This window comes from Chryseobacterium sp. G0162 (assembly GCF_003815715.1).
Lineage (GTDB): Bacteria > Bacteroidota > Bacteroidia > Flavobacteriales > Weeksellaceae > Chryseobacterium.
This window is the reverse complement of record NZ_CP033922.1, coordinates 997,459-1,012,423: the sequence shown is the minus strand read 5'-3', so window position 1 is coordinate 1,012,423 and position 14,965 is coordinate 997,459. Positions and strand designations below refer to the sequence as shown.

The following is a 14,965-nucleotide window of genomic DNA, read 5'->3' as shown; positions in this document are numbered from 1 at the left end:
ATATAATGTCAGAATTAAAGAAAAGACTTTCCTCAATTCTTGAAAGTCCAAAACATAATACGGAAGAGAAACTTGAAAAAGTTTGCCATTTGTTGGATCAGGAAATCTCTTATTTCAACTGGACAGGTTTCTATTTTAAAAACGGAGATAAAGACGAATTGATCTTAGGACCCTATGTAGGAGCTCCAACAGATCATACGATCATCCCTTACGGAAAAGGAATTTGTGGTCAGGTAGCTGTTTCTAATGAAACGTTTGTAGTACCTGATGTGCATGAAGAAAGCAATTATTTAAGCTGTTCAATTGATACGAAGGCTGAAATTGTCGTTCCGATCTTTAAAGACGGGAAAAACATCGGTCAGATTGATATTGATTCTCATACAATAGATCCTTTTACGGCGGAAGACCGTGAATTGTTGGAATGGCTTTGTAGCGAAGTGTCCAAAATTTTGTAATTAAACACCCAATAAAAATATAGACTCCGGCTCGCATAGCCGGAGTTTTTTATGGAGTATTGGTCGTAATAACAAACATAATTAAAGGATCATCACCTGTATTTTCAATAGAATGATAGCCTATAGAGCTGATAGCGGTAATATCTCCTTTCTGAAGTGTTTTTTTACGAACCGGGCCGTCTGTTCCGGTTCTCTCCCGATATTCACCGGTTCCATGTACAACGACGTACAATTCTTCCTCGTTTCTTTCATGATGAGTATGAAACCCGGATTCATCACCTTTATTTAATAAAACCATATAAGCAGCCAGACGATTATTAGCCAGTTCTTTCTGCTCGAACATTTGTATCATATGCACAGTTCCGTTTCCACCATACATGTTTTCCCTTTTATCGATGCGGGTAATGGTTCGTTCTTCCTTTCCAAATGGCATTACATAAAGATGGATATATTTTGAAACTTCGTGTATCACGTGATCAAATTCTGCTCCTTCAGATAATATAACAGTACCAGACATATAAAGTTCAATGTTTAATGTTTAGAGTTTATGCTTTGCTGCATCATTTGAATTTCAGTCAGCAATTCTTTAAAGTAATGCTCACATTTGGCAATATGCGTTCCATACCATGAAAAGGCTTCTCCATCTACGATCATAATCTTTTTCTCAGGATAAAATGTGCGCAGTTCTTCAATATGCTTCTCTTTGAATGGGAAGGGTTCGGAAGATAGCATAATGACATCTGCTTTCTTCAGGTCTTCAGCTGTAATCTCCGGATATCTGGTTTTATCTTTAAAAATATTTTCAACACCTATTTCCGCTAATATTTTATGAATGAACGTATCTGAACCAATAGTCATATAAGGATTTTTCCAGATCAGGTATGCTGCTTTTACAGGAGTATCAAGTTTGGACTGATTGAGAATATCATAGATCTTAAGATTGAAAAGCTGGGCTCTTTCTTCTTTTCCAAGAAGCTGTCCCAGGTTTTTAAGCAGGTAATAATTATCTTCAATTGTTTCCACGTTGGTTACCATGACCTTGAAATCATCCATGAGTGCTTCTACCTGCTCTTTGATGTTTTCTTCTTTATTGGCAAGAATCAAATCAGGTTGAAGAGCCCTGATTTTATCAATATTAATATTTTTTGTTCCACCAATAACCGGAACATTTTTTATTCTTTCTTCGGGATGGATACAGAATTTTGTTCGCCCGATAACTTCATTTTCCGTAAGGCCTAAATCAAATAATGCCTCTGTGATGGATGGTACTAGAGAGATCACTTTCATATTTTAAAGATATGAAATTATATAAGTTTTAGGGTAAGAACTGAGGTTAATTTGCTTTTAATTTGAATTGAATGGTTTGGAATACGGGGATATTTTCAAGTATGTATTGCTAAATTTTCACTAATGAGTGATTGGTATTGATTAATTTATTATTTTGGATGACAGATAATAGCGTTATCCGAAAAGCTTATAGAGTAGGAAAATTAACCAAAAGAAATTTTAAATATGAAAAATCTAAAAAGTATTAAGAGAAATGAACTTAAAAATATTAAAGGAGGTGAAATAATTCCACCAAAAGGGGAATGTACAATGTTTTGTGAAATTACAGGAACTAATGTACCATGTAGGTTTATGAGTATATACTGTCCTCAACCTTAGACAATAATCATTAGCTCTTCATGATCTAGTATGTTGGTTATGAAGAGTTAATCTGATAACGTAAAGAAACTAGAGAAGTTTTCCGGTTAAGAAAAATCCAGCTACTGTAAAATAGATGATTAATCCGGTAACATCTACTAAGGTTGCTACAAATGGAGCAGAAGATGTTGCGGGGTCTAGCTTTAACTTCTTTAAAACAAACGGAATCATAGACCCTGATAAAGTTCCCCATAGCACAATTGCAATCAAAGAAACAGATACACTGAGTCCTACATATACCCAATATTGGCCATAATCAAAAAGGCCAACTTTCTGCCACAGCATAATTCTGATAAAACCGATAAGTCCCAGAATAGCACCCAGACATAATCCGGAGATGATTTCCTTCCTCATCACATACCACCAGTCTTTAAGGTTGATCTCCTGAAGGGCCATCGCACGGATAATCAATGTTGCAGCCTGTGATCCTGAGTTACCACCACTGGAAATAATCAATGGGACAAATAAGGCAAGAACTACTGCTTTTTCAATTTCTTTATCAAAATATCCCATTGCAGAGGCAGTCAGCATTTCGGAAACGAATAAAATAATCAGCCACGTTGCCCTTTTTTTAATCATTTCTGTCCATGAAGTTTGAGTGTAGGGAAGGTCTAGTGCTTCCAATCCCCCAAACTTCTGAATATCCTCGGTGTTTTGTTGTTCAATCTGGTCAAGGATATCATCAATGGTTACAATTCCCACTAAAACTCCAGCTTCCGTAATAATAGGTAATGCACCACGGTCATATTTTTCGAAATACGTTACCGCATCCTCTTTTGACGTTGTGGTGGTAATTGCTACAAAGTGATTATCTGTAATATCAGAAACCAAAGTATCTTCCTCCTCTAATAATAATGTACCGATGGCAAGGTCATCAATCAGACGATTTCTTTCGTCTACTACATATAGGTAGTTCATAGTTTCTACTCTTTTTCCTACCTTTTTGATCTGTTGAAGACATCTTTTTACGCTCCATTCCTTACGGATCTGGATGTAATAAGGGGTCATCAGACGGGCAATAGAATCCGAGTTGTAACCTAATAGTTTTAAGGCAATCCTTCTCTCCTGTGGATTAAGGTGATTGATTGAATACTTAATCAATTCATCAGGAAAGTCCTCAAAAAGAGCAGTCCTGTCATCAGGAGTCATGGCATTCAAAATTTCGGAAACCTCGTCGCTTCCGATACTTCTGATTGTATCTTCCTGAAAATCTGGATCAAGATGAGAAAAGACCTCCGCTTTGTACTCTTTCGGAACCTTCAGAAACGCGAGCAGCCGCTCGTCAGCTGGAAGTTCGCTGAGAGTTTCGGCAATATCGGCAGGGTTGAAGATAAGTTCGTCTCTAGAATTCAAAACGTTAAATTTTTAGGATATGCAAAAATAATTCAAATTTTTAAGACTGAGTAATAAACTGGGAAATTTAAGGATTTATTAAAGCTTACTACCCTACAAATAGAATAAAAAAACACCCACCGAAGCGGATGTTCAAAAATTAAATTTAAAAAATATCCTTTTAATCAAGAATAGGTTCACATTCTGTAATAGGGGAGAGAAGACAGAAACCTCCGGTACAGCATTCACCAGGATCACACGTAGGGTAGGTGTTTCTGCATTTTTTCACTTGCAGACTCCCTTTTATTTCTGTTTGCTCCTTTCTGCTGAGCTTTTTAAGATTTGAATTTTTCATGAGAATTGATTTTAAAATGTTAATAAAATACTATTCTCTATCATCAATACAGGCAAATTCCATACATACACCTTTACAGCAAGCTCCATAAATACATTGTGAATTGTCAATGCATTTTTTAGGGCCTGCTCCCTGGATTTGTTTTGCAGCTTCTCTGTTGAGTTTCTTTAAATTTTTCATAGTTTTTTAGATTTAAAATGTTATACTAAAATAATAAATATTTTCTAATTATTCATTTGATAGTGAAAATTTTTATTCGAAAATAAGTATTTGATTTTTATTGTTTTGTATAAATAAAAGCGCCTGAAATAGGCGCTGTTAGTTTCTGGTTTATTCCAATGGGCATGGATATGTAACACATGTATTTCGGCAGCATGATCCTCCCGGACATTCAAAATGTTCTGTACATCTTTTGATGATTCCACTGCCTTGAATTTGTTTTTGTTCTTGACGATTGATTTTCTTTAAATTTTTCATGTGATTTGTTTTAAATAGTTAGTTTTAATGATGCTAGAATTCAATACAAATGAATGGTGAACAGATTCCATTGCAGCACCATCCCACGACACATGGATTGGTATCACTGCATCTTTCCATCTTTCCGCCATTAATTTGTTTTGCGGTTTCTCTACTGATTTTCTTTAGATTTTTCATGTGATTTGTTTTAATGATTCTAATTTTCAATACAAGCCCGGGGTGAGCAAACACCATTACAACACCAGCCCACAGTACATGGATTGGTTCTACTGCATTTTCCTATTAATCCACCATTGATTTGCTTGGCGGCTTCTCTACTGATTTTCTTTAAATTTTTCATATAATTTAGATTTTATTGTCAGACTAAAATAGTAAATAATTTTCAATTATTCATGTATTGGTGAAATTATTTAACTGTAAATCAATCAAATGCAAGATAGTTTGTGAGTTTAGAATAGATTTAATAAAATCGAATAGAGGTGATTTTATCGAAGGTAGAATCCTTACCGTTTAGCAGTAGATCGATATATTATCATTGAATGTCTTTGGGTTTTTTGAACAAAGACAACAAATTTATTTTGAGAATTGAAATAAAAGGGAAAAAGAAAATGCAGCAATCATTGATGATTCACTTATGAATCAAAATTGCTTATAGACAATGCTTTAATAGAATGATATGCTCGGTAGAAGAGCAGTCCTAACATTGAATTTAGAACTTTAAATGCTATAGTTCTGCCTCTGTAGGCTTAAGTTTTCTTAGTTTTTTAATAATGCCTTTGATAGCACCTTCTGTACCAATTTTCACCGAATTTACGGTAGAACCTAGAAGACGCATGTTTTTACGATAAGTGTCATGATCTGTTTCTGTCACAAGATTTCCATCTGCTCCAAAAAGTTTCATGCTTACTACCACCTGATTAGAGAACACGTATTTTCCAAAACCAACTTTGAAGTAACGGACTTTGGAAACAATGGCAAAATCAGCATCATTATTGGAACAGTAATCCATAATAGTCTGTTTGTCTATGCTGTCAAAGGGAACCTGAACTTCTGCACGAAGCATTTTATTTCTTTTACTGTTAAAGTTATCGGAAACAGCATCAAAGAATGCATTGTTGGTAGGCTCCTTTATTTCATCAATATCAGGCTCTACCTCGGGATTGAAGTATAGAACTTTCTTTATTTTATCATCAGCATTTCTTTGTGCTTTTACCGAAGTAAGGCCAATGAATAAAAAAGTAGTAACTGCTGTAAAGAATATAAATTTTCTCATTTGTAATTCGAATGCAAAATTACTGCCTTTTCGTTGAATTGTGTAAAATTTATTAAGAATTTTTTAACATTTTTTTCTATCAAATTTGATTTATGAAATCAATAATGTTTGCAGATTCAAAAAATAGTCGTAATTTTGCACCCGTTACATAATAATCATTAAACAATATTGGAATGTACTTAACAACAGACAAAAAGCAGGAAATTTTCGCACAACACGGAAAATCTGCACAAGACACAGGAAGCGCAGAAGGACAAATCGCTCTTTTCACTTTCAGAATTAATCACTTATCTCAGCACTTAAAGGCTAACCGTCACGATTTCAACACAGAGAGATCTCTAGTGAAATTGGTAGGTAAGAGAAAAAGTTTACTAGATTACCTTAAGAAAAAAGATATCGCAAGATACAGAGCAATTATTGCTGCATTAGGATTAAGAAAATAATCTATAAAGATTTTCAAAATAAAGCAACTTCGAAAGAGGTTGCTTTTTTGTTGTAATATAATTAGAACCAATCACAAACTTGCTTTAGATCACTCCACCTTCTTTCCAATCTTTCCCAAATGCGTATTCTGAAAACTATCCGGGTATTTCAATCCATATCCTAATATTCTGTCAAAAGCAGAATGGGAGAATAGTATAGTCCCAATCATTTGTAAATAGGGGAGTGATAGGGCTGTTCCTATAAGATAAACAGCAATGGCTACTCCAAAATGATGAAATAAGTTGTAGCAGAATGCACCTACTTTATTGTTAACTGTATATCCCAGCATAGAAATATCTGGAGCAAGGAACAATCCAGCAAACCACCACCAGGAATATCCTGTTTGGGAAAATGCGAAAACTCCAAGGAGTAAAAAGGCTGCGTATTCAAGTTTTAATTGGGTCTTCATCAGGATTGATAATTTAAGGGATCTATAAAGTAAGTCGGTATTTTGAAAGTAATGTTACATACGGAGAATGTTGAAAGGCGAAATATTGTTCTTTATTGCAAGCGTAGATAAATAATAATGTTGGGAAATGCTAAGTTGTTAAGATTTTGAGGGGCTTTCTGTTGTAAAACGTAAGGATTTTATCTCTCATGAAATTGATTATTGATAAATGCTCTCGCAGATTTTGCAGATGATGCAGATGCTTTAAATTACTTTTTAATCATCACGAATACAATAATGATTTTAATCTATGTACCTATCTGGTTTAAAAATAAAAGATGTATTGTTCACCACATAGAAAAATGTTGGAGAAAGAGAAAGGCTGCTCCAAAGATGAAACAGCCTATAACTTTTATATATGTATTATTTAATGTCCAGATTTCGCTTCAGTAGTTTCTACATGCCCAAGATACTTGGTACAGTAAGCTCCGAAAATTAAAATCACCATATAGCAGAATACAGGAATGATGAAGGAGTGTTGTACTCCAAACTGATCGGCAAGGTAACCCTGGAAAATAGGGACGATAGCACCTCCCAAAATGGCCATTACCACTAGTGATGAACCTTGGCTTGTATATTTTCCTAATCCTGAAATTGCCAGCGTATAGATATTAGAGAACATGATGGAATTGAAAATACCGATTCCTAAAACACTGTACATAGCCATTTCTCCATGGTTAACCATCGTTGAAATCAATAAAATAACATTGATAGCCGCAAAAATAGACAACGTTCTTGCTGGCGCTGCTTTGCCCACAAAGAAGGCTGCAAAATTCAGTAAGATAAATACTAAGAAGAAGCTTATTTGTTCAAAGTTAAGGTTTACAATGCTGAAAATGACCAGGAAAACTAATGTTGCGGCCCCTAACATGAATACTGCTTTTTTAGCCTGGCTAATAGATTGGTTTAATGAAATGGCTCCTAAGAAACGTCCAATCATGGCACCCCCCCAATATAAGGAAAGGTAATTTTTACTGATCGCTTCGTTAAACTTCATGGTTTCTTCAAGGAAACTGATAATGAAACTTCCTACTGCCACTTCACCACCCACGTAGCAAAACATAGCAAAAACCCCAAATTTTAAATGGTTGAATTTCAATGCTCCCCAGCCCTGTACCGTTTCTTCGGTTTCTGTTTGAAACGAAGGCAATTTTACTCTTGAAATTAATAATCCTACCAATAGAAGGATGGCCGCAAAAATTAAATAGGGAATTCTGGTAGCAACTGCACTGAAAGTTCCATCCGGCTCAGAAAACAGTTCAAAAATTAAGTGTCCTCCCAATACCGGGGCGATCGTTGTACCGAAAGCATTGAATGCCTGTGTCATATTCAATCGGCTGGATGCAGATTCTTCTGAACCAAGTAAGGAAACATAGGCGTTGGCAGTGATCTGTAATACGGTAAATCCTAATCCTAAAATGAACAATGCTCCTAAAAATAAAGGATAATAAGAAAATGTTGCTGCCGGATAAAACAGAATACAGCCTAAGGCAGCCAAAGCAATTCCAAACAAAATTCCTTTTTTGTATCCCACTTTGTTGATGGGATCACCTTTAGAAATGGAAATCAGAAAATAAATCAGAGATCCGATAAAGTAAGCTCCGAAGAAACAGAACTGTACCAGCATGGACTCAAAAAAGGTGAGTTTGAAAAGTTGTTTCAGATAAGGGATCAGGATATCATTCATGCAGGTGATAAATCCCCACATAAAAAACAGCAGGGTGATGGTAATCAATGGAACCGTGTAATTCCTGCTTTGAGTTTGTACTTCTTTATTCATAAACATTATTTATCTCTATAAGGGTAAGTCCTTAACTTTTTTGCCTACAGCATTGTATTTGGTGAAGTAGGGCAAATATAGGGATCAACCTATGGTTTTGCAATTATTTTGATGGTTTTTATAAAGAGATGTATACTTTTTATCAAATTAAAATGTTATTTTCATTTTTTGAGACAATAATACAAAAACAACAGGATTTTTCAACACATTAACTCAAAAAAACAGATTTTTATTTTCATAAATAATGAACAGCTTTGCATTACCGATGGAAAATTTTTAAATCTTTCATCCACTGATAGCCAAAATTTTGTATTTTGAAGGCCTATTTATGCAATTGAAAAATTTAATATATCATTATTATATAGTACCTTTGCACACGAAATTTAAAGAGTTTAAATATTAATTCATACTCAATACGGAGTATTAAGAAGACAAATTTATGAGTATACCTCAAGCGTTTACAGAAATGATTACTCTTGCTGATGGCAGAGAAATCACTATTGAAACAGGGAAGTTAGCTAAGCAGGCTGATGGATCTGTGGTAGTAAAAATGGGTGGAACAATGCTTTTAGCAACTGTTGTAGCCAATAAAGAAGCAAATCCTGGTGTAGATTTTTTACCATTAACAGTAGATTATAGAGAGAAATTCTATGCAGGTGGAAGAATTCCTGGAAACTTCTTCCGTAGAGAAGCAAGACCTTCAGATCAGGAAATTTTAACAATGCGTTTAGTAGACAGAGTACTACGTCCGCTTTTTCCTGAAGACTTCCACGCAGAAGTTCAGGTGATGATTTCTCTAATTTCTTATGACGGAAAAACAATTCCTGATGATTTAGCAGGTTTAGCAGCTTCGGCAGCTATTGCCATTACTGATATTCCTTTCAACGGACCAATGTCTGAAGTAAGAGTGGTAAGATTTGACGGACAACTTTCCATCAACCCAAGCTATGAAGAATTGAAAAATTCTGAATTAGACATTATGGTTGGAGCTACTAAAGACTCTATCGTAATGGTAGAAGGGGAAATGAAAGAAATTTCTGAACAGGAAATGTTAGAAGCTATTAATTTTGGTCATGCTGAAATTAAAAAGCAAATTGAAGCTCAAGAAAGATTAGCAGAAAAAGTAGGTAAAGCTTTCCCAAAAAGAGAATATTCTCACGAAAATCACGACGAAGAAATTCGTGAAAAAGTTTGGAAAGAAACTTACGATAAAGTATATGAAGTAGCAAGAACTCCATCTGGTAAAGAAGAGAGAGGTGAGAAATTCAAAGCGGTTCGTGAAGAATTCCTTGCTCAATATGCTGATAATGAAGAAGAATTGGAAAGAATAACACCTTTCGTAAAAGTATATTATCATGATGTAGAGAAAGAAGCAATGCGTCAGATGATCCTTGAAGACAATATCCGTCTGGATGGTCGTGATCCTCAGACGATCCGTCCGATCTGGTCAGAAATTGACTACCTTCCGGGAGCTCACGGTTCTGCAGTGTTTACAAGAGGTGAAACTCAGTCATTAACAGCTGTAACTTTAGGTTCTGTTAAGGATGCAAACATGGTAGACAGCGTTATCACGCAACATGACGAGAAATTCTTCCTACACTATAACTTCCCTCCATTCTCAACAGGTGAAGCAAGACCTTTAAGAGGTACTTCAAGAAGAGAAGTAGGACACGGAAACTTAGCTCAAAGAGCATTGCAGGCAGTTATTCCTGAAGAAAATCCATATACGATCAGAATTGTTTCTGATATCCTTGAATCAAACGGTTCATCTTCAATGGCAACAGTTTGTGCAGGAACATTAGCATTAATGGATGCAGGGGTTCAGATTACAAAACCAGTTTCCGGTATTGCAATGGGATTGATCACAGATGCAAAATCTGGTAAATTTACAGTGCTTTCTGATATCTTAGGAGATGAGGATCACCTTGGAGACATGGACTTCAAAGTAACAGGTACTGCAGATGGTATCACTGCTTGTCAGATGGATATCAAAATTCAGGGGCTTTCTATGGATATCATGGAAAAAGCTTTAATGCAAGCTAGAGACGGAAGATTACACATCTTAAATAAAATCACTGAAACTATTTCTGAGCCAAGAGCAGACGTGAAGCCTCACGCTCCGAAGATGGTAGTAATGGAGATCGCAAAAGACTTCATTGGTGCTGTAATCGGGCCTGGTGGAAAAATCATTCAGCAGATGCAGAAAGATACGGATACCGTTATTGCTATTGAAGAAATTGGTGAAATCGGACGTATCGAGATTGCAGGAACAGACAGAGAGAAAATCAATGCTGCTGTTGCAAAAATCAACGAAATTACTTTTGTACCGGTTGTAGGAGAAGTTTACAACGGAAAAGTAGTAAAAGTAATGGATTTCGGTGCTTTCGTTGCGATTGCTAAAGGAACGGAAGGGCTTCTTCACATTTCTGAAATTGAGTGGGCTCGTTTAGATAAAGTTCCTTATGCTGAAGGTGATGAAGTAGAAGTGAAGTTTATGGGTTATGATGACCGTAAGAAAATGAAGCTTTCCCGTAAAGTTCTTTTACCAAGACCTCCAAGACCAGAAGGACAAGGAAGACCGGAAGGACAAAGAAGACCAGATGGACAGAGAAGACCGGAAGGACAGAGAAGACCAGAAGGACAAGACAGACCACAAGGTGAAAGACCTGTAGAAAATCAGGAACCTTCTTCAGAAGCATAAGAATTATTCTTAGATATAAAAAGATCCCTCAACTTTGAGGGATCTTTTGTTTTTTGATGGTTTAATTATACTTATTGTGCTTGTTGGATTTTAGGCAAGGGCAAAAAGAGTTTAAAGTATCATGCTGGTTTAAGGCGTAAGAAAATCAAAGATTTTCAGTGAGTACATTTTTTTTGCCACGAATGCACGAATTATTTTATTTACAAATAAATTCTATGTTATATGTGGTTACAATTAAAATGTTTTTTAAATTACCTAGTAACATAGAATAAGGTCATTGGTGCATTCGTGGCCATTAAACTTTTCCTATATCTATGTATTCAGAAAATCTTCGAGAAAATCTAACCATAATCAATTGTATCGGAGATGAAATCCGAGCGCCTTAAAGCCTACATCTTATCAGAAATCTTTGACTTATCGTTCTCCAACAGACTACCAAGTAACTCTACAAGTCCTAGCTTCCCACTCTCTGCTTAAGATCCTCAGCACCGCCAGTTTTTCTAGGTTGTCCATTTTTAGAAGAACCAAAATTGTAGGTGTAGGATAGTGTCACGACACGAGTATCTCTTTTTACTGCAAAATTTTCAATATAATCATTATAAATAGTCTGTCCTTTCAGATTACTTGTAAAGAATATATCTGTGAAGGAGAATTTAAGAGTGCTATTATTTTTGAATTTCTTTTGCGCTCCGATATTCAGGTACCAGTTTGGGCTCATATTCAGGAAGGCATATACTTCTCTCGCTTTATAATTTCCGGTAAGTTCAGCACTAAAACCATTTCCAAGTTTAAATGAATTGATACTGTTGATATTGAAAGTGAAGTTTCCTTTGTTGTTAATTTGTGTTCCGGAAACATTTCCAGTGTAGGAACCATAATAAAAATTGGCACTGTTGTTCATATCCCACCATTGGGTAACTTTTACAGGAGCTATAAGATATAATCCGTAATACGAAGCTGAATTCAGGTTCTCAAAGGTCTGAACTGTTACATTCTGATTATTTTCAAAGGTAGGTTTTATAATATTTGTAATGTTGTCTGATGTCCTGCTATAGCTTAATGTGGCAAAATATTTATTGCTCAGGCTATAGGTGAGTTCATAATTCATTGTTGTTTGTGCATTAAGGTCAGGGTTTCCGGAGCTCATGGTTGTTGGATCAAGATAAAGCTTAAATGGGTTTAACTGATTGTAGCTAGGTCTTGTAATCCTTCTGCTAAGATTTACTTCCAGATTGCTTTTTTCCGTCAGGTCATAGGATAATACAGCACTTGGAAAGAATTGAGTATAATTTCTTTTGTTCACCTGATTGGTGGCAAGCTGAGTCCCTTTTACATTGGTGTTTTCCAGCCTTAAGCCTGCTGTTGCTTTAAATTTATCCCATTTTTTTGAGACATTTCCATAGACCGCATTGATATTCTCTTCATAAATGAAATGATTGGTTTTTGAGAGATCAGGGATTAAGTTTTCATTGTTGACGCTAAAGAATTTCAGATCATTATCGGTTTTTACAAAGCTGGTTTTAATTCCGCTTTCAAGTTTCCAGTCATTTTTGAAATTCTTGGTAAGGTCAGATTTTAATGAATAGATATTCAGTTTTCCATCCATATCTCCCTTCATGATATCAAGTTGGTTCATTCCATCGGCTATTTGATGAGTTCTTGTTTCAAAATTCTGTAAAGAAGAGTTAGAATAGTTGATATAGTCAAAATCCGTAGAGATTTCTGAGCCTAAAGAATCAATCGTGTATTTATGGTTTAAATTAACTGAAATATTGGTCCATTGGTCATTGGAAGTATTTTGAGTATTAAAAGTGCTTTCCGGAGTGTAAGAATTTCCCATTGTTGTATTGGCATTATCACCATTAAGATTGAATTTGTTAGAAACTAATCCTACAGAAAATCCAAGTACATTTTTATCATTCAGGTAATAATCCATTCCAGCTTTAGCAATATGATTGTTGAATTTGAACTTCAAATAGTTATCCTGAATATAGGCTTTCTTGAAATTATTATTCTCATAAAAATTTCGATCCAGTACCAATCCGTTGTAAGCTTCCCTGTAAGCAAAGCTGTAGTTGGCAAAAATATTGATCTTTTTATTTCGGTGATTGATGCTGAGGCTGTTATTGTTTTTCACATATTTACCCATTCCCAAAGAGGTAGATATACTTCCGTTTGTACCTTTTCTCTGCTCTTTTTTAAGTTTGATATTAATAATGGAAGATCCGGCCGCATCATATTTTGATGAAGGATTGGTAATAAACTCTATTTTATCAATTGTTGATGATGGAATTCCTTTAAGATAGTTGGCCAGATCACTTCCGGTCATTGGGGTATTTTTTCCATCAATCTGAATGAGAAGATTTCCTTTTCCGCGGAGGCTGATATTATCATTGTTGTCAATACTGATTCCCGGAGCTTTTTCCAATACTTCAAAGGCAGAATTTCCGGTGCTGACTATACTGTTTTCTACGTTCATAATCATTTTGCCATCCTGTCTTTCGATCATAGGCTTGGTTTTAGTGATTGTTACTCCTTCAATAGATTTTATAGTAAGATCAATGGAAGGTAATGTTGTATTGTTAACTAATGAAATATTGTCTGAATGGTATACCTCAGATCCGTTTCTGCTGATTTTTAAGTGGTAAGTTCCACCTTTAAGACCGTTGAATCCGAATTTTCCGTTAGAGTCAACAATTTCGGTTTTAATCAATTTATGATCAGCATTCAACAGGTTGATTTCCATTTGTTCTGCTTTGTCCGATTTAATATTTCCTGAGAGGGAAAAATTCTGCATAGTCTGGGCTGACAATAAGCTGGTGAACAGCAGCAGTATCCAGATAAAAATGAGGGCGAATATTCTGGTCATGGCGTTTTTATTTTTTAGGGTTGAGACAGTTTTCTGAAATTTTCAGTAAAGCTGAATACATCATTTCAAGCTCATCTTTTGAAACTCCCTTCAAAGCAATCTCGCGATTATTTTCTACGATATTCTGAACCTCTTTGATGACTTTTTTTCCGGAATCTGTTACTTCCAGATTTGTTTTTCTACGATCATCAGGGTGAACATGCCTTGTGATGTATTCGGATTTTACCATTAGATCAATAATTCTCGTTACAGACGCATTGTCCTTGAAAACAAGATCACCAATTTCATTCTGTGTAATTCCCGGGTTTTCCAGAATTGCTTTGATGATAAGCCACTGATCGATAGTGATTGTAAAACCGCTTGCTTTCAGTTGGCGTTGGGCATAGTTTCTATAGGCTCTGATGGCTCTGTCTATGTTGTAGAATATGATTGAATTTAATTTTTCCATGTTTTTAGATTAATATGACTTATCAATTATTGATATATCAATTAATTAGTTGGTGACATTTGTTCTTTGTTACAACTTTCTGAAAATATTTTTATTAAAAATTAAAAACACTTGATAGAGTAGGGTGTTTTTCTGATTCAAAAAGTGTCCAAATAAGGGAATCACTAGGTGATGTAAAATAAATTCAGTCAAAAAAAATAAATAGAATATAATTTTTAAATAGCTTTGAAAGATAAAATATAATCATCATGGCTTATACTATAGAATTGGCTGACAGGGTTAGAGAATGGCTAGCCCAAGTGAATGATATTAAAGTGGAAGAAAAGAAAATGTTTGGTGGCCTGGCATTTTTGGTGAATGACAAAATGTGTATCAATATCAGTCACGACAACCTGATGTGCCGTTACAATCCTGAAAAGGAAGAAGAAGTAGCGGAGAAAACAGGTTTTCTTCCTATGATGATGAGGGGAAAGCAACTAAAAGAATACTGTTATGTAGAACCTATTGGTTTTCAGAAACCCGAAGATTTTGAGTATTGGATGAGACTTTGTCTTGATTACAACAAAATTGCCAAGGCTTCAAAGAAGAGGTAGGTTTGAAGGTTTGAGAGTATTAGAGTATTAGTTAGAGTGGGAGGGCA

Annotated in this window: 17 protein-coding genes; 4 read left to right on the top strand and 13 right to left on the bottom strand. The window is 35.3% G+C overall.

Annotated features, from left to right (window positions below):
* Window positions 1-5: 5 nt before the first annotated feature.
* Window positions 6-455: a GAF domain-containing protein gene (locus EG344_RS04640; protein WP_123908536.1), complete on the top strand. Its 450-nt coding sequence runs from the start codon at window positions 6-8 to the stop codon at window positions 453-455.
* Window positions 456-504: 49 nt separating this feature from the next.
* Here EG344_RS04640 and EG344_RS04635 read toward each other — a convergent pair whose 3' ends face one another.
* From EG344_RS04635 to EG344_RS04620, 9 genes are all read right to left on the bottom strand, one after another.
* Complete coding sequence (locus EG344_RS04635) at window positions 505-972, bottom strand: cupin domain-containing protein (protein WP_123908535.1); 468 nt, start codon at window positions 970-972, stop codon at window positions 505-507.
* A 14-nt stretch (window positions 973-986) separates the two neighbouring features.
* Window positions 987-1,742 carry an ABC transporter substrate-binding protein gene (locus tag EG344_RS04630; RefSeq protein ID WP_123908534.1) on the bottom strand — a complete coding sequence of 252 codons (756 nt, stop codon included), beginning with the start codon at window positions 1,740-1,742 and terminating at the stop codon, window positions 987-989.
* 447 nt (window positions 1,743-2,189) lie between these two features.
* A complete protein-coding gene (mgtE, locus tag EG344_RS04625; protein ID WP_068942060.1) occupies window positions 2,190-3,512 on the bottom strand; it encodes a magnesium transporter in 1,323 nt (440 codons plus the stop codon).
* Window positions 3,513-3,672: 160 nt separating this feature from the next.
* Complete coding sequence (locus EG344_RS23785; RefSeq protein ID WP_164464391.1) at window positions 3,673-3,846, bottom strand: hypothetical protein; 174 nt, start codon at window positions 3,844-3,846, stop codon at window positions 3,673-3,675.
* 30 nt (window positions 3,847-3,876) lie between these two features.
* Window positions 3,877-4,026, bottom strand: a complete 150-nt coding sequence (locus EG344_RS23780) for a bacteriocin-like protein (RefSeq protein ID WP_164464390.1) — start codon at window positions 4,024-4,026, stop codon at window positions 3,877-3,879.
* A gap of 150 nt (window positions 4,027-4,176) precedes the next feature.
* Window positions 4,177-4,323, bottom strand: coding sequence for a bacteriocin-like protein (locus EG344_RS23775; protein WP_164464389.1), 147 nt, complete (start codon window positions 4,321-4,323; stop codon window positions 4,177-4,179).
* Window positions 4,324-4,356: 33 nt separating this feature from the next.
* Entirely contained in the window at window positions 4,357-4,500 is a 144-nt protein-coding gene (locus EG344_RS23770; protein WP_164464388.1) for a bacteriocin-like protein, read from the bottom strand.
* A gap of 19 nt (window positions 4,501-4,519) precedes the next feature.
* The gene (locus EG344_RS24495; protein WP_410493993.1) at window positions 4,520-4,663 is read right to left on the bottom strand and encodes a bacteriocin-like protein; all 144 of its coding nucleotides are present in this window, start codon (window positions 4,661-4,663) and stop codon (window positions 4,520-4,522) included.
* A gap of 384 nt (window positions 4,664-5,047) precedes the next feature.
* Window positions 5,048-5,596 carry a pyruvate decarboxylase gene (locus tag EG344_RS04620; protein WP_123908533.1) on the bottom strand — a complete coding sequence of 183 codons (549 nt, stop codon included), beginning with the start codon at window positions 5,594-5,596 and terminating at the stop codon, window positions 5,048-5,050.
* A gap of 173 nt (window positions 5,597-5,769) precedes the next feature.
* Between EG344_RS04620 and rpsO the strand changes: the two genes are divergently transcribed.
* The gene (rpsO, locus tag EG344_RS04615; protein WP_045494446.1) at window positions 5,770-6,039 is read left to right on the top strand and encodes a 30S ribosomal protein S15; all 270 of its coding nucleotides are present in this window, start codon (window positions 5,770-5,772) and stop codon (window positions 6,037-6,039) included.
* A gap of 89 nt (window positions 6,040-6,128) precedes the next feature.
* Here the strand turns inward: rpsO and EG344_RS04610 are convergent, their stop codons facing one another.
* Both EG344_RS04610 and EG344_RS04605 read right to left on the bottom strand, forming a co-directional pair.
* On the bottom strand, window positions 6,129-6,488 hold the full coding sequence (locus tag EG344_RS04610) for a DUF4260 domain-containing protein (RefSeq protein WP_123908532.1): 360 nt from the start codon (window positions 6,486-6,488) through the stop codon (window positions 6,129-6,131).
* A 406-nt stretch (window positions 6,489-6,894) separates the two neighbouring features.
* On the bottom strand, window positions 6,895-8,307 hold the full coding sequence (locus EG344_RS04605; RefSeq protein ID WP_228412856.1) for a sugar MFS transporter: 1,413 nt from the start codon (window positions 8,305-8,307) through the stop codon (window positions 6,895-6,897).
* A 439-nt stretch (window positions 8,308-8,746) separates the two neighbouring features.
* On the opposite strand from EG344_RS04605, the gene EG344_RS04600 reads away from it, so the two are divergent.
* On the top strand, window positions 8,747-11,008 hold the full coding sequence (locus EG344_RS04600; protein WP_123908530.1) for a polyribonucleotide nucleotidyltransferase: 2,262 nt from the start codon (window positions 8,747-8,749) through the stop codon (window positions 11,006-11,008).
* 454 nt (window positions 11,009-11,462) lie between these two features.
* On the opposite strand, the gene EG344_RS04595 is transcribed toward EG344_RS04600, so the two are convergent.
* On the bottom strand, window positions 11,463-13,877 hold the full coding sequence (locus tag EG344_RS04595; RefSeq protein ID WP_123908529.1) for a TonB-dependent receptor: 2,415 nt from the start codon (window positions 13,875-13,877) through the stop codon (window positions 11,463-11,465).
* Between the two features lie 7 nt (window positions 13,878-13,884).
* Window positions 13,885-14,325 (bottom strand): MarR family winged helix-turn-helix transcriptional regulator, encoded by a 441-nt coding sequence (locus EG344_RS04590; protein WP_123908528.1) that lies wholly within the window; start codon window positions 14,323-14,325, stop codon window positions 13,885-13,887.
* 248 nt (window positions 14,326-14,573) lie between these two features.
* Between EG344_RS04590 and EG344_RS04585 the strand changes: the two genes are divergently transcribed.
* The gene (locus EG344_RS04585) at window positions 14,574-14,918 is read left to right on the top strand and encodes a TfoX/Sxy family protein (protein ID WP_123908527.1); all 345 of its coding nucleotides are present in this window, start codon (window positions 14,574-14,576) and stop codon (window positions 14,916-14,918) included.
* Window positions 14,919-14,965 lie beyond the last annotated feature (47 nt).